This window comes from Pseudomonas sp. 8 R 14 (assembly GCF_900005955.1).
GTDB classification, from domain to species: Bacteria; Pseudomonadota; Gammaproteobacteria; order Pseudomonadales; family Pseudomonadaceae; genus Aquipseudomonas; species Aquipseudomonas marginalis.
Genome location: NZ_CVTH01000066.1, coordinates 1 through 24,840, shown reverse-complemented (window position 1 = coordinate 24,840; position 24,840 = coordinate 1). Strand labels below are relative to the sequence as shown.

The 24,840-nt window shown below is 63.3% G+C and carries 23 protein-coding genes and 1 pseudogene; 9 read left to right on the top strand and 15 right to left on the bottom strand.

The window, feature by feature from the left end; translation table 11 throughout:
• Window positions 1-99: 99 nt before the first annotated feature.
• The gene (locus BFQ01_RS17575; RefSeq protein WP_065926250.1) at window positions 100-1,167 is read right to left on the bottom strand and encodes an NAD(P)-dependent alcohol dehydrogenase; all 1,068 of its coding nucleotides are present in this window, start codon (window positions 1,165-1,167) and stop codon (window positions 100-102) included.
• Window positions 1,168-1,314: 147 nt separating this feature from the next.
• Between BFQ01_RS17575 and BFQ01_RS17570 the strand changes: the two genes are divergently transcribed.
• From BFQ01_RS17570 to BFQ01_RS17560, 3 genes are all read left to right on the top strand, one after another.
• Window positions 1,315-2,211 carry a VOC family protein gene (locus BFQ01_RS17570; protein ID WP_065926249.1) on the top strand — a complete coding sequence of 299 codons (897 nt, stop codon included), beginning with the start codon at window positions 1,315-1,317 and terminating at the stop codon, window positions 2,209-2,211.
• Window positions 2,208-3,599, top strand: a complete 1,392-nt coding sequence (locus BFQ01_RS17565) for an alginate export family protein (protein ID WP_065926248.1) — start codon at window positions 2,208-2,210, stop codon at window positions 3,597-3,599. Before BFQ01_RS17570 ends, BFQ01_RS17565 begins: the two co-directional genes overlap by 4 nt.
• A gap of 89 nt (window positions 3,600-3,688) precedes the next feature.
• Window positions 3,689-4,507, top strand: a complete 819-nt coding sequence (locus tag BFQ01_RS17560) for an alpha/beta fold hydrolase (RefSeq protein ID WP_027607561.1) — start codon at window positions 3,689-3,691, stop codon at window positions 4,505-4,507.
• A 144-nt stretch (window positions 4,508-4,651) separates the two neighbouring features.
• Here the strand turns inward: BFQ01_RS17560 and BFQ01_RS17555 are convergent, their stop codons facing one another.
• Window positions 4,652-5,038: a DoxX family protein gene (locus BFQ01_RS17555; protein WP_065926247.1), complete on the bottom strand. Its 387-nt coding sequence runs from the start codon at window positions 5,036-5,038 to the stop codon at window positions 4,652-4,654.
• Window positions 5,039-5,117: 79 nt separating this feature from the next.
• Complete coding sequence (locus BFQ01_RS17550; protein WP_065926246.1) at window positions 5,118-5,993, bottom strand: LysR family transcriptional regulator; 876 nt, start codon at window positions 5,991-5,993, stop codon at window positions 5,118-5,120.
• Window positions 5,994-6,105: 112 nt separating this feature from the next.
• Here BFQ01_RS17550 and BFQ01_RS17545 point away from each other — a divergent pair, with 112 nt between their 5' ends.
• Together BFQ01_RS17545 and BFQ01_RS17540 are read left to right on the top strand one after the other, a co-directional pair.
• A complete protein-coding gene (locus tag BFQ01_RS17545) occupies window positions 6,106-7,338 on the top strand; it encodes a YbfB/YjiJ family MFS transporter (RefSeq protein WP_065926245.1) in 1,233 nt (410 codons plus the stop codon).
• Window positions 7,335-8,333 (top strand): NAD(P)H-quinone oxidoreductase, encoded by a 999-nt coding sequence (locus BFQ01_RS17540; protein WP_065926244.1) that lies wholly within the window; start codon window positions 7,335-7,337, stop codon window positions 8,331-8,333. Before BFQ01_RS17545 ends, BFQ01_RS17540 begins: the two co-directional genes overlap by 4 nt.
• Window positions 8,334-8,592: 259 nt before the next feature.
• Here the strand turns inward: BFQ01_RS17540 and BFQ01_RS17535 are convergent, their stop codons facing one another.
• From BFQ01_RS17535 to BFQ01_RS17525, 3 genes and pseudogenes are all read right to left on the bottom strand, one after another.
• The gene (locus BFQ01_RS17535; protein WP_065926243.1) at window positions 8,593-9,717 is read right to left on the bottom strand and encodes an alkene reductase; all 1,125 of its coding nucleotides are present in this window, start codon (window positions 9,715-9,717) and stop codon (window positions 8,593-8,595) included.
• A 78-nt stretch (window positions 9,718-9,795) separates the two neighbouring features.
• Complete coding sequence (locus tag BFQ01_RS17530) at window positions 9,796-10,473, bottom strand: type 1 glutamine amidotransferase domain-containing protein (RefSeq protein ID WP_065926242.1); 678 nt, start codon at window positions 10,471-10,473, stop codon at window positions 9,796-9,798.
• Window positions 10,470-11,097 (bottom strand): annotated as a pseudogene (locus BFQ01_RS17525) (TetR/AcrR family transcriptional regulator). Before BFQ01_RS17525 ends, BFQ01_RS17530 begins: the two are co-directional and overlap by 4 nt.
• A 173-nt stretch (window positions 11,098-11,270) precedes the next feature.
• Here BFQ01_RS17525 and BFQ01_RS17520 point away from each other — a divergent pair.
• The gene (locus tag BFQ01_RS17520) at window positions 11,271-12,215 is read left to right on the top strand and encodes a GlxA family transcriptional regulator (RefSeq protein WP_065926240.1); all 945 of its coding nucleotides are present in this window, start codon (window positions 11,271-11,273) and stop codon (window positions 12,213-12,215) included.
• On the opposite strand, the gene BFQ01_RS17515 is transcribed toward BFQ01_RS17520, so the two are convergent.
• Window positions 12,193-12,699, bottom strand: coding sequence for a GNAT family N-acetyltransferase (locus BFQ01_RS17515; protein ID WP_043293772.1), 507 nt, complete (start codon window positions 12,697-12,699; stop codon window positions 12,193-12,195). The genes BFQ01_RS17520 and BFQ01_RS17515 overlap by 23 nt on opposite strands.
• 177 nt (window positions 12,700-12,876) lie before the next feature.
• Here BFQ01_RS17515 and BFQ01_RS17510 point away from each other — a divergent pair, with 177 nt between their 5' ends.
• Complete coding sequence (locus BFQ01_RS17510) at window positions 12,877-13,749, top strand: undecaprenyl-diphosphate phosphatase (RefSeq protein ID WP_065926239.1); 873 nt, start codon at window positions 12,877-12,879, stop codon at window positions 13,747-13,749.
• Between the two features lie 484 nt (window positions 13,750-14,233).
• Here the strand turns inward: BFQ01_RS17510 and BFQ01_RS17505 are convergent, their stop codons facing one another.
• Genes BFQ01_RS17505 through BFQ01_RS17485 form a run of 5 tightly spaced genes read right to left on the bottom strand, consistent with a single transcriptional unit; the run spans window position 14,234 to window position 18,711 of the window.
• Entirely contained in the window at window positions 14,234-15,196 is a 963-nt protein-coding gene (locus BFQ01_RS17505) for a Dyp-type peroxidase (RefSeq protein WP_065926238.1), read from the bottom strand.
• A gap of 49 nt (window positions 15,197-15,245) precedes the next feature.
• Window positions 15,246-16,064, bottom strand: a complete 819-nt coding sequence (locus tag BFQ01_RS17500; RefSeq protein ID WP_065926237.1) for a sugar phosphate isomerase/epimerase family protein — start codon at window positions 16,062-16,064, stop codon at window positions 15,246-15,248.
• A 1-nt stretch (window position 16,065) separates the two neighbouring features.
• Window positions 16,066-17,265: an NAD(P)/FAD-dependent oxidoreductase gene (locus BFQ01_RS17495; protein WP_065926236.1), complete on the bottom strand. Its 1,200-nt coding sequence runs from the start codon at window positions 17,263-17,265 to the stop codon at window positions 16,066-16,068.
• A 2-nt stretch (window positions 17,266-17,267) separates the two neighbouring features.
• The gene (locus BFQ01_RS17490; protein ID WP_027607575.1) at window positions 17,268-17,588 is read right to left on the bottom strand and encodes a MocE family 2Fe-2S type ferredoxin; all 321 of its coding nucleotides are present in this window, start codon (window positions 17,586-17,588) and stop codon (window positions 17,268-17,270) included.
• Window positions 17,589-17,616: 28 nt separating this feature from the next.
• Window positions 17,617-18,711 carry a fatty acid desaturase family protein gene (locus BFQ01_RS17485; protein ID WP_065926235.1) on the bottom strand — a complete coding sequence of 365 codons (1,095 nt, stop codon included), beginning with the start codon at window positions 18,709-18,711 and terminating at the stop codon, window positions 17,617-17,619.
• Window positions 18,712-18,873: 162 nt separating this feature from the next.
• Between BFQ01_RS17485 and BFQ01_RS17480 the strand changes: the two genes are divergently transcribed.
• Window positions 18,874-19,923, top strand: coding sequence for a LacI family DNA-binding transcriptional regulator (locus BFQ01_RS17480; RefSeq protein WP_065926234.1), 1,050 nt, complete (start codon window positions 18,874-18,876; stop codon window positions 19,921-19,923).
• A 10-nt stretch (window positions 19,924-19,933) separates the two neighbouring features.
• Here BFQ01_RS17480 and BFQ01_RS17475 read toward each other — a convergent pair whose 3' ends face one another.
• Together BFQ01_RS17475 and BFQ01_RS17470 are read right to left on the bottom strand one after the other, a co-directional pair.
• Window positions 19,934-20,860, bottom strand: coding sequence for a LysR substrate-binding domain-containing protein (locus tag BFQ01_RS17475; RefSeq protein WP_065926233.1), 927 nt, complete (start codon window positions 20,858-20,860; stop codon window positions 19,934-19,936).
• Window positions 20,860-21,708: an EamA family transporter gene (locus BFQ01_RS17470; RefSeq protein ID WP_065926232.1), complete on the bottom strand. Its 849-nt coding sequence runs from the start codon at window positions 21,706-21,708 to the stop codon at window positions 20,860-20,862. Before BFQ01_RS17470 ends, BFQ01_RS17475 begins: the two co-directional genes overlap by 1 nt.
• Window positions 21,709-22,470: 762 nt before the next feature.
• Between BFQ01_RS17470 and BFQ01_RS17465 the strand changes: the two genes are divergently transcribed.
• Window positions 22,471-22,767, top strand: coding sequence for a DUF6124 family protein (locus tag BFQ01_RS17465; RefSeq protein WP_053128775.1), 297 nt, complete (start codon window positions 22,471-22,473; stop codon window positions 22,765-22,767).
• Window positions 22,768-23,062: 295 nt separating this feature from the next.
• On the opposite strand, the gene BFQ01_RS17460 is transcribed toward BFQ01_RS17465, so the two are convergent.
• A partial coding sequence (locus tag BFQ01_RS17460) for a sigma-54 interaction domain-containing protein (RefSeq protein ID WP_065926231.1) occupies window positions 23,063-24,840 on the bottom strand: 1,778 nt, incomplete at its 5' end.

Genomic DNA, 24,840 nt, shown 5'->3' with positions numbered 1-24,840 from the left:
ACCACCACCACCACCACAGTTACAGTGTTCCTCCTTAACTGACTGGCATCAGGGCAAGCCCCCCTCCTACATTGCCCCCAGTGTTTCCCGGAGCAGTTTTCAAGCCGCGTGGCTTTCCTTTTTCAAGCTGTCCATATCGATCACGAACCGGTACTTCACATCGCCCTTGAGCATGCGCTCATACGCCTCGTTGATGCCCTGGATGTCGATCATCTCCACGTCCGAGACAATCCCGTGCCTGGCGCAGAAGTCGAGCATGTCCTGGGTCTCCTGGATCCCGCCGATCAGCGAGCCGGCCAGGCTGCGGCGCTTGAAGATCAGGTTGAATACGGTTGGCGACGGGTGCGGGCTGTCCGGGGCGCCGACCAGGGTCATGGTGCCGTCGCGCTTGAGCAGGTTGAGGAACGCATCGAGGTTATGCGGCGCGGCGACGGTGTTGAGGATGAAGTCCAGGCTGTTGGCGACCTTGGCCATTTCGTCCGGGTTCTTCGATACCACCACCTGGTCGGCGCCCAGGCGCAGGCCGTCTTCGCGCTTGTTGGGCGAGGTGGTGAACAGCGTGACATGGGCGCCCATGGCATGGGCGATCTTCACCGCCATGTGCCCCAGGCCGCCCAGGCCCACCACACCGACCTTCTTGCCGGGCCCGACCTTCCAGTGGTGCAGCGGCGAATAGGTGGTGATGCCCGCACACAGCAAGGGCGCGACGGCGGCCAGGTTGGAATCGTCGTGGGAGATGCGCAGCACGAACTTCTCCTTGACCACGATGCTGTCCGAATAGCCGCCAAAGGTATTTTCACCGCCGAATACCGGGCCGTTGTAGGTGCCGGTAAAACCGCTCTCGCAGTATTGCTCCTCGCCTTCGGCACAGGAAGCGCAGTGCTGGCAGCTGTCGACCATGCAGCCGACACCGGCGAGGTCGCCGACCTTGAATTTGCTCACATTGCCCCCCACCGCCGTCACGCGGCCGACGATTTCGTGGCCGGGTACCGACGGGTACAGGGTGTTGTTCCACTCGTTACGCGCGGTGTGCAAATCGGAGTGGCACACGCCGCAGTAGAGGATGTCGATCTGTACGTCGTCCGCCCCCGGCGCGCGGCGCTCGAAGGTAAAGGGCTTGAGGGCATCCGTGGCGTTCCGGGCGGCGTAGCTGTAGGTCTTGGCCATTTCGTTCACCTGTGTGATCTGACGGTAGAGGTCAGTGGACCAGCATAGACGCTGAACCGTTCAACCGAGCACGTTTGTACAATTTCCATCGCGTCCCTGCCCCTAACCTCACGGCTTTCAATCCCGTAGAAGTGCTGGAGAGTGGGCATGGGCAGCAAAGCAATCAAGGTATCTGTGGCATTGACGCTGCTGGCGAGCGCAATGATGGGCAATGCCTTCGCGGCAACCCCGAGCGTGGCCGTGGCGCCGCAATACGACACCAGCCACGTGTATGTGGCCCCGGCGGATGTGGAGCGTTTCGCCCAGAGTTTCCTCGCCACCTTTGGCGGCAAGAGCACGCCCCAGGTGGTGGTGAACGTGCTGCCGGTGCCGAGCAGCACCACCTCGCAACTGCTGCAGACGCCGGCGGGCACGGTGTCGCTGTTCGGTTTCACCACACCCATCCCGCACCCCTTCGGCCAGGAACGCAACGGCTACCTGGTCAAGGACATGGACGCGGCGCTCAACGCCGCGCGGGAAAACGGCGCCGCCGTTATCGTCAGCGACTTCCCGGACCCGATCGGCCGAGACGCCGTGGTGCAATGGCCGGGTGGCGTGAACATGCAGCTCTACTGGCACACCAAGACCCCGGACTACGCGGCGTTCCAGACCGTGCCGGAAAACCGCGTGTACCTGTCCACCGATCGCGCTGACGCCTTTATCAAAGCGTTTCTGGGTTTCTCCCACGGCAAGGTCCTGGCCGATGACAAACACGCGCCTGGCGTCGATGTGGGTCAGGCCACTGGCACTTACCGTCGCGTCGATATCGAGTCGCCATTCGGGCGCATGGCGGTGCTGGTCACCAACGGCCACCTGCCCTACCCCTTCGGCCACGAGACCACCGGTTATCAAGTGCCTGACCTGACGGCCACGCTGGGCAAGGCCACCGGTTCCGGCGCCAAGGTCTTGGTGCCGGCCTTTGACAGCAAGGGCCGGCGCAGCGCCGTGGTGGAATTCCCCGGCGGCTACGTCGCGGAAATTCACCAGCTCCACGCCGCAAAATGATTCGCCGCACAGGCTGGGGCCTGGCCGTGCTGTGGCCGCTGCTGCTCGGCAGCGCCCACGCCGACGAGCAACCGACACGACCGGCCATCAAGACCAATCGCTGGCAGGAGGACTGGTCGGTGCTGCGTGACCCGGCGTTACGCACGCAACCGCTGGACAGCTTGAAGTACATCCCGCTGTCCAGCGCCAACCCGTTCACCTATTTATCATTGGGGGCGACACTGCGTGAGCGCTTCGAGATGAACGATGCCAGTGGTTTTGGGGTGAAGGACGTGAAGCGAGATCGCTACCTGATCCAGCGCTTCCAGGTGCACGCCGACCTGCACTTGAACGAATACTGGCGGCTCTTCACCCAACTGGAAGACGTACGCGCCTACGACAAGACCACGGTCGGCGGCGCCGACCAAAACCGCGTCGATCTGCGCCTGGCCTTTGCCGAATACGTCAATGCCTTCGGCAGCGGCACGCTCAAGGCCCGTGTCGGGCGCCAGGACTTCGCCTTCGACTTGCAGCGTTTCATCTCATCGCGGGATGGCCCGAATGTGCGGCAATCCTTCGATGCGCTGTGGGCCGATTGGGAAACGTCCAACTGGCGCTTTATCGGGATCGCCAGCCAGCCGGTGCAGTATCAGGACGAGCGGCACTTCGACGACACATCCAACCGTGACGCGCGCTTCCACATGCTGCGGGTCGAGCGGCTGGTGGGCGGCAAGAATGAGCTGTCGGCCTACTACGGCGTGTACGAACGCAGTGCCGCGCATTACCTCGACGCGGACGGCGATGAAACCCGCCACCTGTTCGACGCACGCCTGGGCGGTGCGGCCCTGGGGTTCGACTGGGACATCGAAGCCATGCTGCAAAGCGGCTCGGTGGGCAGCAAGGATATTCGCGCCTGGGCCGGGGGCAGCCGCACGGGGTACACCTTCGAGAGCCTGGCGTGGAAGCCGCGCATCGGCCTGCAACTGGACATTGCCTCGGGCGACCGCAAGACCGGTGACGGCACCGTCGGCACGTTCAACCCGCTGTTCCCCAACGGCTACTATTTTTCCCTGGCCGGCTATACGGGCTACAGCAACCTGATTCACGTCAAACCGTCGATCACCGTCAAGCCCATCGACAAGCTCAGCGTGCAGACCGCCGTCGGCCTGCTGTGGCGCCAGACCACCAGCGACGCGGTGTACACCCAGCCGAACCTGCCCGTCGCCGGAACCGCAGGCCAGGGTGAACGCTGGACCGGTGCCTATGGTCAGCTGCGTACCGACTATGTGTTTACGCCGAACCTCACCGGCGCGGTTGAAGCGGTGCACTACGCCGTGGGCCGCACCTTGCGCGATGCCGGCGGCGATGACAGCAATTACCTGGGGGTCGAGCTCAAGTTCAGTTGGTGACCCCAGGCAAGCACACCCGTACAAGCCCCCGGCCCGGTTTCGGGCAATAGTGAGGCTGGTTTTTCAGTCCCTCAATCAAGGAGTTTTCCATGAGCACATTCGTTGCCAAAGACGGTACCCAGATCTACTTCAAGGATTGGGGCAGCGGTAAGCCCGTGCTGTTCAGCCACGGCTGGCCGCTGGATGCCGACATGTGGGAATACCAGATGGAATACCTCAGCAGCCGTGGCTTTCGCACCATCGCGTTCGACCGCCGTGGCTTTGGCCGCTCGGACCAGCCGTGGACCGGCAACGACTACGACACCTTCGCCGACGACATCGCGCAGCTGATCGAACACCTGGACCTCAAGGACGTGACCCTGGTGGGCTTCTCCATGGGCGGCGGCGACGTGGCCCGCTACATCGCACGCCACGGCAGTGCACGCGTGGCCGGCCTGGTGCTGTTGGGCGCAGTGACGCCGATCTTCGGCCAGAAGCCCGATTACCCCCAGGGCGTGCCGACCGAAGTGTTCGACGGCATCAAGGCCGGGTTGCTGAAAGACCGTGCGCAGTTCATCGCTGACTTCAACACGCCGTTCTTCGGCATCAACAAGGGCCAGGTCGTTTCCGAAGGTACGCTGACCCAGACCCTCCAGATCGCCATGCTGGCGTCCCTCAAGTCGACCGTGGATTGCGTCACCGCCTTTTCCGAGACCGACTTCCGCCCGGACATGGCCAGGATCGACGTGCCGACCCTGGTGATCCACGGTGACGGCGACCAGATCGTGCCGTTCGAGACCACCGGCAAGGTTGCAGCCGAGATGATCAAGGGCGCCGAGCTGAAGGTGTACAAGGATGCGCCCCACGGTTTTGCCGTGACCCACGCTCAGGCCCTGAACGAAGACCTGCTGGCGTTCCTGAATCGCTGAAACACCCGCTCCTTTGGCCGGCACGCCACTCCCCTGTAGGAGCGAGCTTGCTCGCGAAGATCGTCAACGATGACGCAGTAAATCAGATTTCACGCGTCGCTCTAGAGTTCTTCGCGAGCAAGCTCGCTCCTACAGAGGGTTGGTTTACCCGGCCTTTTTTTCCAGTGCCAGGCGCCCTGGTCCGGCAATCAGGATGCTGGTGAACATGATCAACAGCAGCCAGCCGAATTGCCCTTCCAGCAGCGTCCACTCCGGATGCACCACCACCATCGCAATCACCAGCACCGCCAGAATCGGCAGGCACGCCAGGCGCACCAGCACCCCGGCGATGATCAGCAGCGGGCACAGCACTTCGGCGAAAATCGCCAGCAGCAAGGTGACATGGGCGCCTAGGTGAAACGGGTCTTCGATCTGCTTCAACTGCTCGCTGTAGTTGAGCAACTTGGGCAGGCCATGCACCCACAGCAGGAACAGCGCCCCGCTGCCTCGCAGAAACAACAGCCCCAGGTCCTGGTGTCTTGATTCGTTCATATGCGCTCCGGTGGGTTGACAGGTTATCGACGTCGATTGTGTCCACGGCGCGGTACGCATGCTTGCAAGCCTGTGCTGACTAATCCCCCGTTCCGGCAAACCCCGCGACGATTTCATCGATCACCGCCCGCACCCGTGCGGTGTGGCGCAGGTCGGCGTGGGTCACCAGCCAGACGTCGTAAGGCAACGGCCGCGCGCGCTCCGGCCACAGGCGTACCAGCCCGTCGCGCTCGCCGGTGAGGATCGGGATTTCGCCGATGCCGATCCCGGCGGCGATAGAGCGGCGCACCAACAGGCTGGAACTCAGGGCGGCGACGATGCGCCCACGGCCCAGGGGTTCCGAGACCAGGGTCATGTCCTTCTGGGTTTGCAGGTACGGTTGATAGACCACAAGATCATGCCCTTCAAACAGGCTGCCCGGCTCCGGCGTACCCTGGCGATCGATATAGGCCTGGGACGCAAACAACCCCACCGGCCAGCGCGCGAGACGCCGGGCGATCAGGTCGGGGCTGTCCGGGCGGGTGTTGCGCACGGCGATGTCGGTCTCGCGTTTGGCCAGGCTCAGGAACTGGGTAGACGCGTCGAGCTGCACGCGCACATCCGGGTGCTGGACGTGCAGGCGCGCAATCGCCGGGATCAGGAAGTCGATGGCCAGGGAGTCGGTGGTGCTGACCCGTACGGTGCCGGTCAGGCGGTCATCCAGGCCCTGGATCTGGCGCTCCAGCTCCAGGGCCGAGCGTTCCATTTTTTCCACCGAGTACAGGGCGGCCTCGCCGACGGCGGTCAGGGCGTAGCCTTCGGAGGTGCGCAGGAACAGCGTGGCACCCAGGGACTTTTCCAGGGCGTTGACCCGCCGCCCGACTGTGGCCTGGTCGACCCCCAATACCCGTGCGGCCCCGCGCAACGTCGACTCGCGGCAGACCGCCAGGAATACCCGTGCATCATCCCAATTCATGCTGCCTCCTTATGCTGCATATCTGCATCACAGCGACGTGTATTCGCTGCATTATTGCATCCAAAAACCTGGATATGCTGGGCACCAGAGAAAAATACCCAGGACCGCCATCATGCTCGACACTCACGCCCCACCCCGCCGCTCCGTGTGGCTGCCGATCTTCGCAGGCCTGTGCGCCAGCCTGGTCAGCATCGGCCTGGCACGTTTTGCCTATACGCCATTGATTCCGTCGCTGATCCAGGCCCAATGGTTCAGCGCCAATGACGTGGTGTACCTCGGCGCCGCCAACCTGGTGGGTTACCTGATCGGCGCGCTGATCGGGCGGCCCATCGCCCAGCGCACCTCGAACAGGACCGCGCTGCGCCTCATGATGGTTGCGGTGACCCTGGCGTTCTTCGCCTGTGGCTTCCCGCTGTCGGTGGTGTGGTTCTTCGCTTGGCGCCTGCTGTCGGGGATTGCCGGTGGCGCAATCATGGTGCTGGTGGCGGCGACCGTGTTGCCCCATGTACCGGCCGCACGCCGGGGTCTGGCCAGTGGGGCGATCTTCCTCGGCATCGGCCTGGGCATCGCCGGCTCCGGCACCCTTGTGCCGCCGCTGCTGAGCCTGGGTTTGCAGCAGACCTGGTTCGGCCTCGGCCTGTTGGCCCTGGTGCTGACCGCCGCCAGCTGGTTCGCCTGGCCTGCGGGCACGCTGCATGAAGACGCGCCGCCATCCGGCGCGGCCGTAGCAACGCCTTCCGGCGTGTACCTGCTGTTCGCCCAATACGCCTTTATGGCCGCGGGGTTGGTACCGGCGATGGTGTTCCTGGTGGATTACGTGGCCCGTGGCCTGGGGGCCGGGGCGCATATCGGCGCGATGATCTGGGTGATGTACGGCCTGGGGTCGATTGTCGGGCCGGTCACTTACGGGTTCCTCGCAGATAAACTGGGGGCGCGCTTGAGCATCCGCGTGGTGCTGGTGGTGCAGGCGATTGCCGTCGGTGCGTTGCCGTTTGCCGGCTCGTTGACTGGCCTGGCGGTGCTCGCGGTGATCCTCGGTTCTTTCCCGCCGGGCATCGTGCCGTTGGCGCTGGCGCGGGTGCACGAACTGCTCCCCAACCATCATCAGCAGCAGGTCGCGTGGAGCCGTGCCACGGTCTCCTTTGCGACTTTCCAGGCACTCTCGGGGTTTGCCTATTCCGCCCTGTTCAACGTCAGCGGAGGCCAGCATGCGCTGTTGTTCATGATCGCCGCGGGGGCGATAGTGGTCGCCCTGGCCCTGGAACCGGGCATGCGCCTGCTGAACCGTCGGCCGTCCGACGCGGTCCCAACCCATACGCTCATCGCTGCAGGTAATCTGAAATGACGCTTCCCAAAGAAATGACCCTGATCGAAATCACCACCCCCGGTGGCCCCGAGGTGCTGCAACCACGCCGGGCAGATGTACCGGTGGCGGGCCCCGGCGAGATCCTGATTCGCGTGCATGCGGCCGGTGTCAATCGCCCCGACGCCCTGCAACGCGCCGGCAAGTACCCGATGAAACCCGGCATGAACCCGCTGCCTGGCCTGGAAGTGGCAGGCGAAGTGGCCGCGCTGGGCGACGGCGTGACCGAATACGCCGTGGGCGATAAGGTCTGCGCCCTGACCAATGGCGGCGGCTATGCGCAGTTCTGCACGGTGCCCGCCAGCCAGGCGCTGCCGATTCCTGAAGGCATGGACTGGATTCAAGCCGCCGCCGTGCCGGAAACCTTCTTCACCGTGTGGGCCAACCTGTTCGGCCTCGGCGATGCCCACACCGGCCAGCGCGTGCTGATCCACGGCGGCACCAGCGGCATCGGTACGACCGCGCTGATGCTGTGCCGCGAATTCGGCATCCAGGCCTTCGCCACCGCCGGCAGCGCCGACAAATGCGCGGCCATTGCCCAGCTGGGCGGGGAGCCGATCAATTATCGCGAGCAGGATTTTGCCGAGGTCATCGCGCAACAGACCAACGGCCAGGGTGTGGATGTGATCCTCGACATCATGGGCGGCTCGTATCTGAACAACAACCTCAAGGCCCTGGCCATGGACGGCCACCTGGTGATGCTGGGTTTCCTCGGCGGCGCCAAGGCCAACGACGTCGACCTGTTGAGCATCCTCGGCAAGCGCGCGGTGATTACCGGCTCGCTGTTGCGTGCGCGCAGCAAGGCTGAAAAAGCCGCGATTGCCGAACAGTTGCGCGAGTACATCTGGCCGGTATTGGAGGCCGGGCGTTGCCTGCCGATCATCGACAAGGTGTACGCATACACCGACGCCGCCCAGGCCCATGCGCGGATGGAAGGTGGGGACCATATCGGCAAGATTGTGTTGCGGGTGGAGTAACCAGCAGGCAACACAAAGCAAATGTGTGAGGCGCAAGCAGCAACCTGTAGTGAGCGGGCTTGCCCCGCGCTGGGCTGCGCAGCAGCCCCAAACACAGCCCCGGAGCTGCCTGACACACTGCAGCGCTCTTATTGGGGCCGCTTCGCGGCCCAGCGCGGGGCAAGCCCGCTCACCACAAAAAGCCCGCTCACCACAGTTATAGTGTTCCTTCTTAAATGGCTGGCATCAGGGCAAGCCCCCTCCCACATTGACCGCGTTCTTACTCGGAATAGGTGGGGTAGTCGATGTAGCCAACCTCTCCCCCACCATACATCCCCTCTTCCCGCAGCGGGTTCAACGGCCAGCCCTTGAATAGCCGTTGCGGCAGGTCCGGGTTGGCAATGAACGGCCGTCCGAACGCAATCAAATCCGCCAGACCGGCGTCCACCAGTTTCGCGCCGCGTTCAGCGGTGTAGCGACCGGCGTAGATAATGCGACCGCTGAAGGTGCTGCGCACGGCTTCACGGAAGCTGTCGGGCAGCACGGGGGCGTTGTCCCAGTCCGCTTCGGCGATGGACACGTAGGCGATGCCCGACTGTTCCAGCACCTTGATCGCTTCGATGTAGGTGTGATGCGGGTCTTCTTCCACCAGGCCGATGTACACACGGTCCTGGTCGGTGCCGCTGAACAACGGCGAAAACCGCACGCCCAGGCGCTCCGGCCCGACCACCTTGCTGACGGCTTCGACGATCTCGCGCAAAAAGCGCAGGCGATTATGCAGCGAACCACCGTACTCATCGTCGCGCTGGTTGGAATGGGCCGAGATGAACTGGTTGACCAGGTAACCGTTGGCCGAATGAATTTCCACGCCGTCAAACCCGGCGTCCAGGGCATTGCGTGCGGCCTGGGCGTAGTGCCCGACCAATTCTTCAATCTCGAGCACGCTCAAGGCGCGAGGCACCGGCGGTTGCTTCAATTCACCCGTGCCAGGCCCGGTCTCGATAAAGGCCTTGGCTTGCTGGGCTTGAATCGCCGACGGTGCCACCGGTGCGGCGCCGTCAGGCTGCAAGGCGTTATGGGACACACGGCCCACATGCCACAGCTGGGCAAAGATCACCCCGCCTTCGGCATGCACCGCGTCGGTGACCTTGCGCCAGCCGTCGATCTGCGCCGGGGTGTAGATGCCCGGCGTCCAGGCATAACCCTGGCCACGGGGTTCGATCTGCGTACCTTCGCTGACCATGAAACCGGCCGTAGCGCGCTGGCGGTAATACTCGGCCATCAGGTCGGTGGCGATATCGCCGGGCTGGGCGCTGCGCTGGCGTGTCAACGGTGGCAGCACGATACGGTTGTTCAAGGTGTGATGACCCAGTTTGACCGGGGTACTTAAGATGCTGTTAGTCATTGGGGTATTCCAAATTCGAGACGAGCAAACGCATTGGCGACTGTTGCAAGTCGCCAATGAATGGAAGGGTTAATTAACTTACGCGGTGAGTTTGAGCAGCGCCTTGGCCACGTCACTGGAACTGGCAGGGTTCTGTCCAGTGATCAGCAAACCATCTTCGAGCACGAAGGATTGCCAGTCGGCGCCCTTCTGATAGTTGCCGCCCAGTGCCTTGAAATCATCTTCAATCAGGAACGGCACCACATCGGTCAGGCCCACCGCCGCTTCTTCCGAGTTGGAGAAGCCGGTGACACGACGGCCCTTGACCAGCGGCTCGCCATTGACGGCCTTGACGTGACGCAAGGCGCCCGGTGCATGGCAGACAAAACCAATGGGCTTGCCGGCACGCTCGAAGGACTCGATCAGGGCGATGGACACCGGTGACTCTGCCAGGTCCCACAGCGGGCCGTGGCCACCTGGGTAGAACACGGTGTCGAAGTCGGCGGCGTTGACCGTGTCCAGCTTGACCGTGTTGGCCAGGGCCTGTTGCGCGGCAGGATCGGCGGCAAAGCGGCGAGTCTGCTCGGTTTGCGCATCGGGCGCGTCACTCACCGGGTCCAGGGGCGGCTGGCCACCGGCCGGGGACGCCAGCACCAGTTCGGCGCCGGCGTCCTTGAACACGTAATAGGGTGCGGCAAATTCTTCGAGCCAGAAGCCGGTCTTGCGGCCGGTGTCGCCAAGCTGGTCGTGAGAGGTCAGTACCATTAATACTTTCATTTTCCAGTGCCTCGATCAGTGAATGTCTGTGTGTCCAGGGCAACCCAACAGCTGTCGGGTCAGCAGCAACGCCTCCTCGAAAGGCGCGGATGTACGGGTGATCTTGCTCATGACGCTGGTCCCCAGCCACAACGCGTACAGGCGCCGGGCCAGGCTTTCGGGGGCTTGATCGACGCTGAGGGAACCGTCGTCGACGCCGCGCTGTATGGCGATAGCCAGTAAATCGATGGTGCGCGAGGTGCCACGCAGCAGCGCCAACCGCATGGGCTCTGAAAGGTCTGACACCTCCGCACCCAGTTTGACGGCAAGGCATTTGCCCGCATCGGTGCAGCCGGTCTGATTGTCGATCCAGGCCTGCCAATAACGCATCAACTTGGCGTGCTGGGATAAACCGGGCTGGTCGAACAGTTGCTGCATGCCGTGCACGTAGTTGTCGAAGTAGGTGTCGAGCAACACGACACCGAAGCCATCCTTGGAGTTGAAGTAGTGATAGAACGAACCTTTAGGCACCTGGGCGGCTTGAAGTATTTCGTTCAAGCCCACCGCAGAGAATCCTTTACGGCCAACAATCAACTGCGCCGTGTCGAGAATGGTCTGCCGTGCACTTTTAGTTTCGCTGCTCATGCTTCACTCCGTCCCGATTAGACCAGTCGTCTAGTTCGTTGAGGGAATGTTAGGGGCCGCGCCAACCCCTCACAATGTCATATGCGCAAGGATTCCGGACATGACCCGAAGTCGGTTGCCGTTTTCCCGGCAGCCGCCGACAATCCACCCTCCCACGCCCCTGGAGACATGCGATGCACAGCGTTGCGCTGATGGTTTACCCGAACTTCCAATCCCTGAGCCTCAGCCTGGGCTCGGTGTTCGAGTGCGCGAACCTGCTGCGCGGTGAGCCCGCCTATGAGTTTCACCTGGTGTCGGAAAGCGGCGGCGCGGTGATGACGTCCCAGGGCTTCTCGGTGAACACCTCGCCCCTGCGGCCCCAAGGCTATGACACGCTGATCGTCAGCGGTTACCTGGAGTTTCGCCTACCCGAGGCCAACCTGCTGGAACTGGTCAAGGCCGCCTCGGCTCAATCGCGGCGTGTCGCGTCGCTGTGCATGGGCATCTTCGTGCTGGCCGAGGCCGGCTTGCTCGACGGCAAGCGCACCACCACCCACTGGATCCACGCGCCGGCCTTTCGCAAGCGCTATCCGGACATCCGCCTGGAAGAAGACAAGCTGTTTATCGTCGACGGCCAGGTATGGACCGGCGCCGGCATGAGTGCCGGGGTGGACATGGCGCTGGCCATGGTGGAGAACGACCTGGGCAGCGACCTCGCCCGGCGCATTGCGCGCAAGCTGGTGATCGCCCAGCGCCGGGGCAGCGAGCAATCGCAGTTGTCTGCACTGTTGGAGTTGGACCCCAAGTCCGACCGTGTGCAACTGGCCCTGGCCTACGCCCGCGAAAACCTCACCCATGACCTGTCGGTGGACGCCCTGGCCGAGGTGGCCAGGCTGAGCCCGCGCCAGTTCAGCCGGGTATTTCGCGAAGAAACCGGGCAGACGCCGGCCAAGGCCATCGAATCCCTGCGGGTTGAAGCCGCACGGGCGATGATGGAAACCAGCCGTCATCCGGTGGAAGTGGTGGCCCGCGAAACCGGGTTCGGTGATCGCGAGCGCATGCGCCAGGCGTTTCTAAGGGCGTTCGGGCAGCCGCCGCAGGCGATGCAGCACACCTTTAATGCAACACCGCCCGCGTAACCAGGTAACTCATCAACTGCGGGTCATCCGCCAGCTCAAGGGCCTGCACCGGGCGCGGCAGGTTATCCAGCACCGTACGCCAGAACGCCTGGGACACTTCGTCCTGGTCATAAAACCGCACCAGCCAATCCGCCTCGCCGCTGCACAACACCTGGGTGGCGATGGCGCGGCCGATGCCTTTGCGACGATAGCGCTTGAGGATAAACAGGTCGGCCAGTTCCAGGGCGTCGATGCCCGGCAACTCGCTGCCTTCGATCAGCAGGAAGCCGGCGATATAGCCGTCCACCAGCAACAGGTTGGCGCTCCAGTGCGGGTCTTGCCAATAGCGGTTCAGGTGCTGGTCATGGATGTAGAAACGGCCGTCCGCCTCGACATCTTCCTGCTCCCAGTCCGACGATTCATAGGCGTAGTACTGGTAGAGATTGCGGATCAGCTCGGCTTCTTCGGGGCCGGTCTGGATCAATTCCACGGTGGTTTCAGGCATGGGGCTCTCGGTCAAAAAACGCAGGGCGCCATTGTTCACAAAACCTCGGCGCAGTCCAATAGTGCCGCGAACCTTTCTACTTGCTGAACCGATTGCAAATAGCGGCGAGCCCTGCCGAAGCGCTGAAACATTTCGAATAAACTCCGCCGGCTCGCCACTTTTTCAAGGACACGCACTTTGACCAACGTTTGTACCGCCGGCCTGGATGTGGGCTTCGCCTCCCTGGATTACCTGCAGATCTTTATCCTGGGCGTGATCCAGGGCATTACCGAATTGTTGCCGGTCTCCTCCACCGCCCATATGCGTGTAGTGCCCGCCCTGCTCGGCTGGCAAGACCCCGGTTCGGCGTTTTCGGCAGCCATGCAGCTGGCGGCACTGGCGGCGGTGGTCAGTTACTTCTGGCGCGATGTGCGCCAAGTGACCACGGGCAGCATCGACGCGGTGCGCCGGGGCGACTACAACGATCCATGGTTCAAGCTGGCCGTGGCGATTGTGTTGGCGACCATTCCGATCGGAATTGCCGGGCTGGCCTTGTCGTCGACCCTGAACGCCTGCAATTCGCCGTTGCGCGGGCTGCGGGTGATCGGTATTTCCTGCGTGGTAATGGCGGTGCTGCTGGCGGCGGCCGAGCTGCGTGCCCGGCATACCCGCGAGGTCAGCCAGATGCGCCTGCGCGATGCGCTGATTGTCGGGGTCGCGCAGATCGGCGCGTTGATTCCCGGCGTATCGCGTTCCGGCTCGACCCTCACCGCGGCCCTGTTCCTCAATTTCAAACGCGAAGAGGCCGCGCGTTTTTCCTTCCTGCTGGGCCTGCCCGCCATCGCCCTCGCCGGCTTGAAGGAGTTGTGGGTGCTGGTGCATGCCGATATGCCCGCCCATGCCTGGCCGCATTTGCTGTTCGGGCTGGTGGTGGCCAGCGTCTCGGCGTTCTTCGCGATCTGGGGCCTGATGAAGTTCCTCGAACGGTTCTCCACCTGGCCGTTTGTGATCTATCGCGCGCTGCTGGGGGTGTTCCTGATTGTGGCCGTCAGTACCGGGCTGCTGGGTTGATATAACACCCCGTCTCAACCCGGCATCAATCTCATGTGGGAGGGGGCTTGCCCCCGATGAGCATGGGTATCTACACAACTCTTAAAGGCTGACACATAACTCTGTGGTGAGCGGGCTTGTCGAATCGTCGCACCGCCCGCGCTGGGCTGCGAAGCGGCCCCAATAAGGTCACCGCAGAGTGCCAGAATCAATCGAGGTGAAGGTTTTGGGGCTGCTTCGCAGCCCAGCGCGGGGCAAGCCCGCTCACCACAGAAGCCTAATTGCCACAGATTCCGTATTCACTGGAAGTTGTGTAGATACCTATGCCCCGATGAGGGCGTGTCAGTTGATGCAACTTTAACGGACCCAATGCCATCGGGAGCAAGCCCCCTCCCACAGTTTTGACCGTGCCAGGCGGCCTTATACCTCAGGCCGCACCACCGTCTGTGGTTGCTCCTGAGCATGGTCGGGTTGGTGTACGCCCCCCCATTTGAACTGCTTTGCTTTACAGCCCGCCCGTACGCTCCGCCAGTGCTTCGAGCAGGTCGGCCGATGGCACGAAAAACAACCCGCCGGTGACCGCCGTGCTGAAGTCGAGCAAGCGGTCGTAGTTGCCTGCCGGGCGGCCGACGAACATGTTTTCCAGCATCTGCTCCAGCGGCTGCGGCGAGCGTGCGTAGCCGATGAAGTAGGTGCCGAACTCCCCGGCACCGGGGCGGCCGAAGGGCATGTTGTCGCGCAGGATTTTCACTTCTTCGCCGTTCTCGTCGGTGATCACGGTCAGGGCGCTATGGGCATTGCTCGGCTTGGCGTCTTCGCCTAACTCGATATCCGACAGTTTGGTACGCCCGATCACCTTCTCCTGGGCTTCCACCGTCAGGCCGTTCCAGGCGGTCATGTTGTGCAGGTATTTCTGCACCAGCACGTAGCTGCCGCCTTCGAATCCGGGATCTTCGTCGCCAACGATAGTGAAACCCACGGCCTTGCGCCCCACCGGGTTCTCGGTGCCGTCGACAAAGCCAATGATGCTGCGCATGTCGAAGTAGCGGAAACCCTGGACTTCATCCACCACCTTCACGCTATCGCCCAACGCTGTCATCAGCTGGGTAGCGAGTTCAAAGCACAGGTCCATCTGCTCGGCGCGGATATGCAGGAGGATGTCGCCGGGCGTCGACACCGCCATGCGCCCTTCTACACCGAACTCCCGAAACGGGTGCAACGCCGCCGGGCGCGGTGCGCCGAACAAACGGTCCCAGGCCTGCGAGCCAAAGCCGCAGACGCAGGTGAGGTTGCCCGCCGGCACGCGCTTGCCCACCGAACGCACCAGCCCGGCGATGTCTGCGCACCAGGCGCGCACGCTGTCTTCACTGCCGGGGGCGATGGTGGCGACCATAAAGATCGCGCTGCTGGTGATCGGGTGGCAGACGGACTGCGGTTCAAGAGGCGGCTGAACGGAGGAAGTCGGCATGGGGCAAATCCAGGCTAAGGGCGGGAGTGAACCCGCGCAGGTTAGCAGATCATTTCCGACACGCCTGCCACACGTCGCGAATCAAGGCCTTGAGCTGCAACGCCTCGGCCCAGCGGTCACTGATTTCACGCCCATCGGCGCCGGTGATGGCATAGGGCGGCGGGCCCAGTTCGCAGGTGAAGGACAGGCTGTGCGGGGTCTCGGGGCGGGCCAGCCAGTCCTCGATCCCGTAGCGCCACCACTGGGTAAAGCGCTGCACCCAGGCCTGGTGCTGGGGGAACGCCAGCGACACCTGCACCTGTTCGCTGCTGGCCACACGGCCATGAAAGCCCCAGCTGTGGCGCAGGATCGTGCGGATCTGCTCATCGTCTTCGGCGGCGCCGGGCTCGGGCAACTCGCGGCCGACCACGTAGTGAGACAGGTCGGCCAGCAGCTTCAAATCGGGCATCTGCGCCAGCAGGTCGAGGGTGAACAGCAGGTCGTTGGTCAGGCGATAGCGGTGGGTTTCCAGCAGCACCGGAAAGTCCACCTGCTCGGCCAGGCGTTGCCAGCCTTCGATCAAACGGGCGGCCTCGGTTTGGGTGCGCGGGCGCACATCGGCTTGCAGGGTGAGGTGGTGGCAGCCGTGGCGGCTGATCACATCCAGTGCCGCCGCCAGGTCGTCGACGCTTTGCGGGAACAACTGGCCTTCGATCTGCAGGCCCCGCGCCGTGGCGGCGGCGTGCAGGCGCGCGACATCGGCGGCGTGCCAGTAGTGATCGGTAATGCCGTCGAAACCGGCGGCCTTGATGCGGTCGAGTTGGGCCTCCATGGGGCCGGGCTCGGTGTGCATCGCCCAGAGGGATTGGAATACCAGGAATTGGCGCATATCAGCCTCGCAGCAGGTGTTTGAGGGACACGTCGGGGTCGGCCAGGCTGGCCGCGTTCAGGGCGATGCGCGCGTTGATCAGGCGTTCGCACAGCTTGATGTCCTTGGCCACGCTGTTGCCGGGGCTCCAGCCGCAGGCGCCTTGCAAGCGCTGGTCGGCGTCGAGGTAGAACAGCAACAGGCCCGCGCCCGGCAAGGCACGGCTGACGGTCAGCGGCGTGATCACGCCCACGGTCTGCAAGCCCCAGTCGTACTGGTCGGACCAGAAGCCGGGCAGCGCTTCGAACGGCTCATCACGCCCGAGCATGTTCAGCGCCGCATGCCGCCCTTGGGCCTCGGCATTGCGCCAGGTTTCCTGGCGCTGGTACTCACCGCCGAGGCGAAACTCGCACACGTCACCTGCCGCGTAGATGTCCGGCGCGCTGGTGCGCAGGTGCGCGTCGACGCGAATGCCCTGCCCCACCTCCAGCCCCGCCGCCACGGCCAGCTCGATATTCGGTTGCATGCCGATGCCGACCACCACCAGGTCGCAGGGCAGTAACTGCCCGTCCACCAGTTGCACCGCCTCTGCATGGATCGACTCCAACGCCACATTCAAGCGTACGTCGACACCCTGTTGCCGATGCACCTGCAGCAGCGCTTCGGAGATGACCGGCGCCAGCACCCGGCCCGCCAAGCGCGGCCCGGCTTCGAGCACCGTCACCTCGCAGCCCAGGCCGCGCGCCGTGGCCGCGACTTCCAGGCCGATAAACCCGCCGCCGACAATCACCAGCCGCGCGCCGGGCCGCAACGCGGATTTCAGCGCCAGCGCTTCATCATGGGTGCGCAGGTACAGCACGTTGGCCTGCGCCTGGGGCAAGCGTCGCGCCCTGCCGCCAGTGGCCAGCAACAGCCCGGAGTAGCTCAACCACTGGCCGTCGGCCAATTGCAGGCGGTGTTGCGGCGGGTCCAATTGGCTGACCGGGTTACCGGCGATATGTTCGATGCCCAACTCGGCGAGCCGGGCGCTGTCGCACAGGCTGCAGCCGGCCAGGTCCATGTTGCCTTGCAACAGGCCCTTGGACAGGGGCGGCCGCTCGTAGGGCACGTGCGGCTCGTCGCCGATCAGGATCAGGCGTCCGCTGTAGCCTTCTTCACGCAGGGTCAGTGCCGCGCGGCCACCGGCATGGCCGGCGCCGACGATGATCAGGGCGGCGTCCATCATCAAGCCGTGACGGCGAGCAAAACCCGCCCCGCTTCGACCCGTACCGGGTAGGTCTTGAGGTTGACGCACACCGGCGCGCCCAGGGCCTTGCCCGAGCGGTAATCGAAGCGCCCGTTGTGCTTGGGGCACTCGATCACATGGTCCATCACCAAGCCGTCGGCGAGGTGGATTTTCTCGTGGGTACACAGGCCGGCGGTGGCGAAAAACTCATTGTCCGCCGAGCGGAATACCGCGTAGGTGTGCGCCCCGTGGTCGAAGCGCAGCACGTCTTCCGCGTCTATTTCGCCCACGGCGCAGACGTCGATCCATTGATCGTTCATGGCGTTTTCTCTTGTTCTTGGGTGGGATTCAGCCGGCAGTGGCTTCTGCATGCATCGGGGCCCTGGCGGCCGGTTCAGCACTGGGGCGGATGGGACGCTGGACGAAGTAAGTCGGATCGCTGCGCTGCTTCCAGATCGTCGGGATGATCTCCCTGTACGCCTCGAACAGGTTGGCGTACGGCGGCGGGCAGTCGCTGCGGATCTCTTCGTGCAATTGCGCCAATGCGTGGTACGGCACCATCGGGTACATGTGGTGTTCGAGGTGGTAGTTCATGTCCATGTAGATAAAACGCAGCACGCGGTTCATGTAGATGGTGCGGCAGTTGCTGCGGTGGTCAAGCACATCTTCGGCCAGGCCCACATGCTGGGTGAGGCCGAACACGTAGCCGAGCCAGGCGCCGTAGATACTGGGCAGCCCGACCAGCATCAGCGGCAGCCAGCTGTGCAGGTACAACGCGGTGCCGATCACCAGCGCATAAATGCCGACCCAGATACGCGCAGCACGGAACACCTTCGGCCACTCGGATTCGGGAATGAAGTCCGCCTCCTGGGCACTCATCTGGCCGATGGCATGGCGCGCCACGCCGCTGAAGGTCTTCCAGGCCAGGGGCAGGTTGAACAGGCTGAGAAACATCATCGGCAGGCTCGGCGGGCGTGGCTCGACGATCTCCGGGTCGCGGCCGACGACGATGGTGTCGGTGTGGTGCCGGGCATGGCTCCAGCGCCACACGTGGGGTTCGAAGATGCACATGAAGCTTGCGACCTGGTACAGCACGTCGTTCATCCAGCGGGTCTTGAACGCGGTGCCGTGGCCGGTTTCGTGCCAGCGCGGGTTGGACGCGGTGCCGTACAGCACGCCATAGGCGAGGAAGAACGGTACGCAGGCCCACGTGCCCCAGAACCAGTAACCGCCGAAGCCGGTGGCGAACAGTGCACTCACCCACATAGCGGTGTCGAGCAAGGCCGGGCCGTCGCGGCGTTGCATCAGTTCTTTCATGCGTTTACGGGAAATCGGCGATTGGTACCAACTGGCCGAGACCAGGCCTTTTTCCGCCGCGCGGGCGGCTTCGGGGCCGGTGAGGCTGTAGTCGCGCCGAGCGGTGTGAGCGGTGTGTTCAGGCATTGTTATTGTTCTCCGCAAGCGAGAGGTTTCAGGTGCTTTGCGAAACCAACGATAGAGCGCGGCTAAATCACTCTCAAGGCCTTGAATCCATTCCCTATCAAGCTATCATCCAGGCCCAGCGGGGCTTGATAGTTTTCTATCAAGACGCTCAAGGGGGCTGTCATGAACAACAATAAACGCCCGACCATCGCCACCGTCGCCGCCCATGCGGGCCTCAGCGTGGCCACCGTCGACCGCGTGCTGAATGCGCGTGCGCCAGTCAATCCGCAGACGGCCGAGCAGGTGTTCCAGGCCGCCGAAGCGGTGGGCTATTTTGCGGCGCGGCTGATCGGCCAACGCATACGCGAACGCCGGCCGACTTATCGCTTCGGCATCCTGCTGCTGGGCACCGCCCAGGCGTTCTATGCCCACCTGGCGCAGTCGATCAGCGAGGCGGCGCAGCATCACGCCACCGCCAACCTGACCTGCCAATTCGACTACATCAACGACCGCACACCCAGCGCCATCGTCGCGCAGATCGAACAACTGGCCGTGCAGTGCGATGGCCTGGCGGTGGTCAGCTTCGCCCACCCGCTGATCAACGCCTGCCTGGCGCAGATCCGCGAGGCCGGTGTGCCGGTGGTGGCCCTGCTCTCGGATATTCACGAGCAAGCCCTTGAACCCTATGTGGGCCAGGACAACCACGTGGTCGGGCGCACCATGGGCTGGCTGCTCGCCCGCACCTGCGGCGCACGCAAAGGCAGCGTGGCGATCCTGCTCGGCGGCCATCGCTTCCTCGGTCACCAGGCACGGGTCGAAGGCCTGCACAGCTACCTCGCCGAACACGCCCCGGGGCTCAAACCGCTGGAGCCGCTGATCAACCTGGACAACTGCGACATCACCGAAGAAGCCACCCTCGACCTGCTCACCCGCCACACCGACCTGCGCGGCTTGTGTGTGGTGGGCGGCGGCGGCGACGGCATCATCAGCGCCCTCGCGCAACTGCCCAAGCGCCCGGCGTTGTGCTGCATTTTGCAGGAGTCCACGGCGCTGTCACGCCAGGCACTGAGCCAGGGGTTGATCGATGTGGTGATGGATTCCCAGCCCAGGCAGACGGCGAACGCGCTGGTGCAGTTGCTGGTGGAATTGCAGAGTGCCGAGGGGTTTGATCCGGGGCGGCATCGGGTGCATATCGCGCCGCAGATTGTGACGTCGGAGAACAGTGGAGGCTGAGGGCAATTGATCAGCGATCCTGAAAGGCCGCCACCTCACGCACAAACACCTCAGCCTGGGCCTTGAGCCACTCAAACAGTCGGGCAATCGCCGGTTCGGCCCGTCGTCCGCTTCGACAAATGATGTAGTACGCGACGGGCGACATCATCACTGGAGCCTGCAGAGCGACTAACGAGCCGTCCGTCAAGGCGTCATAGACCAACGCCGTGCGACCCAAGGCAATCCCGCCACCCTTAGCCGCCAGGCTGATGGCCAGGCTGGAATCCGGAAAGCGCGGCCCACGGTGATACGGCGGCGGTGCTAGCCCCTGAAAGGCAAACCAGCTTTCCCACCCCGGGCACACATGATCGTCGGCCCGGTGAATCAACGGATATTGCGCGATCTGCGCCCATGCAATATCGCCATTTACCCGCTGGAACTGCGGCGAGCACACCGGGAACACCGCATCGCGCATCAGCAGTTCGACGTGATGGTCCGGGTAGTCGCCATTCCCCATCACGATCGCCACGTCAAATTGATGCGCCGCAAGCTGAGTGCTGCTGATATCGGCGCTGGTCAGTACCAGGTCCAAGTTGAGTGAGGCCTCGGCGTGCGAGCCGTGCATTCTTGGAATCAGCCACGCAGCACAGAGCGAGGAGGTGCAAGAGAGACTCAGCGGTTGGGGAGTATTCGGATTGAGTGTCTGCAATACCACTTCAAGCGCATTGAAAAAATCCTCGGCCACCGGTAATAGCGCGTGCCCTGCGGCAGTGAGTTTCACACCCCGCGAATGCCGCTCGAACAACTGCACACCCCACCATTCTTCCAGCCCCGCAATTTGATGGCTGATGGCACTGGCGGTGAGATTCAACTCGGAGGCAGCACGCGCAAAACTGCCGGTCTGCGCGGCACTGACGAAGGCTTGAAGCATCGGCGTGGGTGGAGGGCGCTGGGCCATCAGGTGCTCACTTTGATCAGGATGATCCCGCAAACAATGACGAACGCCGAAAGCATCCGTCGCCAGCCGAACCGCTCATGGAAGAACAGCGCAGCAATGATGGCGCCGATAATAACACTGGTTTCCCGCAGCGCTGAGACCTTGGCCACCGCGTCCAGCGACAGCGCAAACAGCACCAGGCCGTAGGACGCCAAGTACAAAACGCCGCCCATCACCCCCACCCGCCAATGACTACGTACAGCCTGCTCGAATGCCGGCCGCTCCTTGAAAAACGCCAGCAACGGGATCGGAATGCTCTGGAATACCGTGAGATAAATGATGTACTGCACCACGGTCTCACTGGCTCTTACCCCTTTGGCATCCACCACCGTGTAGGACGCTATAAACACCCCCGCACACACGGCCATCAGAATCGGCTTGAACATCTGCGCCGTCATCTTGCGCACAAACGTCAGGCTGATAATCCCCCCGCAAATCAACAGCACCCCCGCCATGGCCTGGACTGACAGCTGCTCATACAGCAAGAAGTAGGAAAACAGCGCGACCAACACCGGCGGCACGCCGCGCATCACGGGGTAGACCTGGCCGAAATCGCCGGTTTCATAGGCCTTGATCAAGAACAATCGATAGACCGTATTGAGCACCACGGAAACCAGCACATAGCGCCACACCTGCGGGTTTGGCACATTGACCAGCGGCAACGCCGCCAGGCAGATCAGCAATGCGGTACCGTCGACCATGGCCAAGGTCATGAAGCGGCTGCTGCCGGCGCGGACGACGGCATTCCAGGTGGCGTGCATGAAGGCGGAGATCAAGACGAGGGTGATGGCGATGTCGGAGTTGTCCATGGGGCTCGGCTGTGGAGAGAAGCAAAGGGCCGCCATTTAACGCGTCCCTGTGTTCCGGCCAGAAGCGAAAGCTCGTCAGCGTTGCCGTCAAAATCCGTCATGGCAGACCGCTCGTACAGATAAAAACCAATCAATAGATGGCTTACGCAGCCACTGCCTGAACGCAGTAAAAATGTGTGTGGGGGCTTGCCCTAATACCGATCAGTTAAGAGATAGAACGTGCAAACGGTAACCTGTGGTGAGCGGGCTTGCCCCGCGCTGGGCTGCGAAGCGGCCCCAATAAGGTCACCGCAGAGTGCCAGAATCAATCGAGGTGAAGGTTTTGGGGCTGCTGCGCAGCCCAACGCGGGGCAAGCCCGCTCACCACAGTTACAGTGTTCCTCCTTAACTGACTGGCATTAGGGCTTGCCCCCTCCCACATTGACCGCGTTCCATTGTTGGTTTGGTGGCGTTTTGTCATGGTTTGTAAAGGGCCAGCAAGGCCGGTCCCTTTTAATTGCAGGACGTTTCCTAGACAATCCTGGCCGCCTTGTGCCTGCTGGAATCGGTGGCTAGTCTGCGGTCCGTCACTGCTCATCAGTGATCGGGTTTAGTCGCCCGTTACCAGTTTGCGCAAGCTGTCGCCATGTTCATGGTGGCTGTGCGCAGGGCACCTTCGGGTGCGCCGGGTTCAACTGGCCGGTCGACTAACCTGCGTACAGCCGCCACCCGACGTTTAGTCGCGAAAGGTTCGGTTCCTTACCTACCAGTTGGAATTACACCATGAACAAAGTCCTACCCGATCCACCCCACGATCCCGCCAAAGACCGCGCCGCGTTCAACCGCGCCATCGATCACTATCTCCCCACCCAAGGCTTTCACTCCGTCAACGAAGACCTGAGCTTTGAAGATGCCCTGCTCTACACCGCCAGTTTGCTCGACAGTGCGTCGGCGACTGCGTTGGATTGTGGGGAGCAACTGGAAAGCCCGGAGCGGGCGAAGATCTTGGCGGTGTGGCATTTGCTGGAAATTGCCAAAACCACTGTGGATCGCTCCATCAACTGCCTGAAACGCGGTTAGACATGTGGGGGGGCTTGCTCCCGATGGCGGTGGGTCAGTTAAGTAGATGTCAACTGACACTCCGCTATCGGGGCAAGGGTATCTACACAACTTTTCAGACCCTGACAAATCTCCCTGTGGCGAGCGGGCTTGTCCCGCGCTGGGCTGCGTAGCAGCCCCAGTCAAGAAGATCGCGGTGTATCAGACACTCTGTAGAGGCTGGTTTTGGGGCTGCTGCGCAGCCCAGCGCGGGACAAGCCCGCTCACCACGACAGCCCTATCCGCCGCGCTTTCAGCGTTGAGCCACATTTCGATCTTACGCGCCGCGAAAATCTGCGGCATTCAGCCCGAACCGACTCATCTTGTTGTACAGCCCACCCCGCGATACGTTCAGTTGCCGGGCGGCCAGGCGGATGTTGCCGCCGGTGCTTTTGAGGGCGGCGACGATGGCGTGCATTTCGTGGCTGCTCAGGTCCTGGGCGGGCTGAGGTTCGTGGTGGCGCAGCGTGGCGCGCGGTCTGGTTTCCAGGGGTAGATCGGCGGCCTGGATCAGTTCGCCCGTCGCCAGGTTGGTGGCGCGTTCGATGCTGTTTTCCAACTCGCGCACATTGCCTGGCCAGGCGTAGGCCGAGAGCAGTTCCAGCGCATCCGGGGCAAAGCCCTGCACCGCTTTACGCAGCGAACGAACACAGCGCGTGAGGAAGTGCCGCGCCAGCAACGGGATGTCTTCACGGCGCATGCGCAGCGGCGGTACGGTCAGGTTCAGGACGTTGAGGCGGTAGTAGAGGTCTTCACGGAACGCGCCTTCGGCCACCGCCTGGCTGAGGTTGCGGTGGGTGGCGGCGATGATGCGTACGTCCACTGGCCGTGAGCTTTTCGCGCCGACGCGGGTGATCTCGCCTTCCTGCAACACCCGCAGCAGGCTGACCTGAGCGTCGAAGGACATATCGCCAATCTCATCCAGAAAGATGGTGCCGCCATCCGCCAGTTCAAACTTGCCCGCCGACCCGCCCCGGGCCGAGCCGGTAAACGCGCCTTCGACGTGCCCGAACAGCTCGCTCTGCACCAGGTCCCGTGGGATCGCGCCGCAGTTGACCGCCACGAACGGGCCGTTGGCGCGGTCGCTGGCGTTGTGGATGGCCTGGGCGAACAGCTCCTTGCCGGTGCCGCTTTCGCCGAGGATCAGGGTGGTGGATTCACTGCGACTGGCGATGCGTCCCAGGTGCAGCGCGTCCTGGATCGCCCGCGACGTGCCCTGGATGGTGTCGAAGGTGTAGCGCGCCTGGGTGCTGATGATGCGTCGGGTGATTTCACGGATGCGGCGGTTCTCGCGCAGGGACACGATCACCCCGCCCTGCTCCAGCGGGCACACCGAGACCAGGCAGGCGAGCTGGCTGCGGTCGTGCAGGTGGAACGTGCAATCGAGGTCACGCACCGGCTCGCCGCCGCGTAGAAGCATGGCGTCACTCAGCTCACTGCGGCCCAGGCGCTGGAAGGGGCTGCCGATCAGCTCCAGCCCCACCCCGAACAGTTGCCGGGCATAACGGTTGAGCGCCTTGATGCAGCCGCGCTCATCGAGCACCACCAGGCCTTCGTTAAGCACTTCGAGCACGGTTTGCTGCTCTTCCAACAGCGCTTGCAGGTCCATCTGGCGGGAGACCGCTTCGGCAGCCGCTTGCACGGTGCCGAGGGTGTGAAAGTGAAACCAGCCGGGTTCGGCGGTGAGGGTCAGCATCGCCAGGGTCTGGCCCTGGGCATTCCTGATCGGCGCGGCGGCGCAGTGCATACGGCGTTGGCGCAGGCCGCTGCCGAAGTTCTCCTCGGCCAGCACGTACACCAGGCGGTCTTCGGCCAGGGCCAGGCCCGTGCAGTTGGTGCCCTGGACCGATTCGAGCAGGCGGCTGCCGACGGGGGTGATGTCCAGCCCGCAGAAATACAGGGTGGTGCCCTCGGCGTCGGTGAGGTTGATATGCCCTCGCGGGTTATAGGCCAGCAGGCCATGCATGACCTGCGCAGCGGCGGCGATCAGGACACGGTGGGTGGCCAGGGTGGCAGCAAGGTCGTGGGGCGCCACAAAGCGGTACTGGCTGTCAT

Coding starts and splice junctions, on each gene's coding strand:
- BFQ01_RS17560 (WP_027607561.1), top strand. CDS start 3,689: ATGAGCACATTCGTTGCCAAAGACGGTACCCAGATCTACTTCAAGGAT.
- BFQ01_RS17470 (WP_065926232.1), bottom strand. CDS start 21,708: ATGGACAACTCCGACATCGCCATCACCCTCGTCTTGATCTCCGCCTTC.
- BFQ01_RS17505 (WP_065926238.1), bottom strand. CDS start 15,196: ATGCCGACTTCCTCCGTTCAGCCGCCTCTTGAACCGCAGTCCGTCTGC.
- BFQ01_RS17515 (WP_043293772.1), bottom strand. CDS start 12,699: ATGCCTGAAACCACCGTGGAATTGATCCAGACCGGCCCCGAAGAAGCC.
- BFQ01_RS17555 (WP_065926247.1), bottom strand. CDS start 5,038: ATGAACGAATCAAGACACCAGGACCTGGGGCTGTTGTTTCTGCGAGGC.
- BFQ01_RS17465 (WP_053128775.1), top strand. CDS start 22,471: ATGAACAAAGTCCTACCCGATCCACCCCACGATCCCGCCAAAGACCGC.
- BFQ01_RS17500 (WP_065926237.1), bottom strand. CDS start 16,064: ATGCGCCAATTCCTGGTATTCCAATCCCTCTGGGCGATGCACACCGAG.
- BFQ01_RS17535 (WP_065926243.1), bottom strand. CDS start 9,717: ATGACTAACAGCATCTTAAGTACCCCGGTCAAACTGGGTCATCACACC.
- BFQ01_RS17550 (WP_065926246.1), bottom strand. CDS start 5,993: ATGAATTGGGATGATGCACGGGTATTCCTGGCGGTCTGCCGCGAGTCG.
- BFQ01_RS17475 (WP_065926233.1), bottom strand. CDS start 20,860: ATGGCCCAGCGCCCTCCACCCACGCCGATGCTTCAAGCCTTCGTCAGT.
- BFQ01_RS17530 (WP_065926242.1), bottom strand. CDS start 10,473: ATGAAAGTATTAATGGTACTGACCTCTCACGACCAGCTTGGCGACACC.
- BFQ01_RS17480 (WP_065926234.1), top strand. CDS start 18,874: ATGAACAACAATAAACGCCCGACCATCGCCACCGTCGCCGCCCATGCG.
- BFQ01_RS17540 (WP_065926244.1), top strand. CDS start 7,335: ATGACGCTTCCCAAAGAAATGACCCTGATCGAAATCACCACCCCCGGT.
- BFQ01_RS17495 (WP_065926236.1), bottom strand. CDS start 17,265: ATGGACGCCGCCCTGATCATCGTCGGCGCCGGCCATGCCGGTGGCCGC.
- BFQ01_RS17485 (WP_065926235.1), bottom strand. CDS start 18,711: ATGCCTGAACACACCGCTCACACCGCTCGGCGCGACTACAGCCTCACC.
- BFQ01_RS17565 (WP_065926248.1), top strand. CDS start 2,208: ATGATTCGCCGCACAGGCTGGGGCCTGGCCGTGCTGTGGCCGCTGCTG.
- BFQ01_RS17490 (WP_027607575.1), bottom strand. CDS start 17,588: ATGAACGATCAATGGATCGACGTCTGCGCCGTGGGCGAAATAGACGCG.
- BFQ01_RS17575 (WP_065926250.1), bottom strand. CDS start 1,167: ATGGCCAAGACCTACAGCTACGCCGCCCGGAACGCCACGGATGCCCTC.
- BFQ01_RS17520 (WP_065926240.1), top strand. CDS start 11,271: ATGCACAGCGTTGCGCTGATGGTTTACCCGAACTTCCAATCCCTGAGC.
- BFQ01_RS17545 (WP_065926245.1), top strand. CDS start 6,106: ATGCTCGACACTCACGCCCCACCCCGCCGCTCCGTGTGGCTGCCGATC.
- BFQ01_RS17570 (WP_065926249.1), top strand. CDS start 1,315: ATGGGCAGCAAAGCAATCAAGGTATCTGTGGCATTGACGCTGCTGGCG.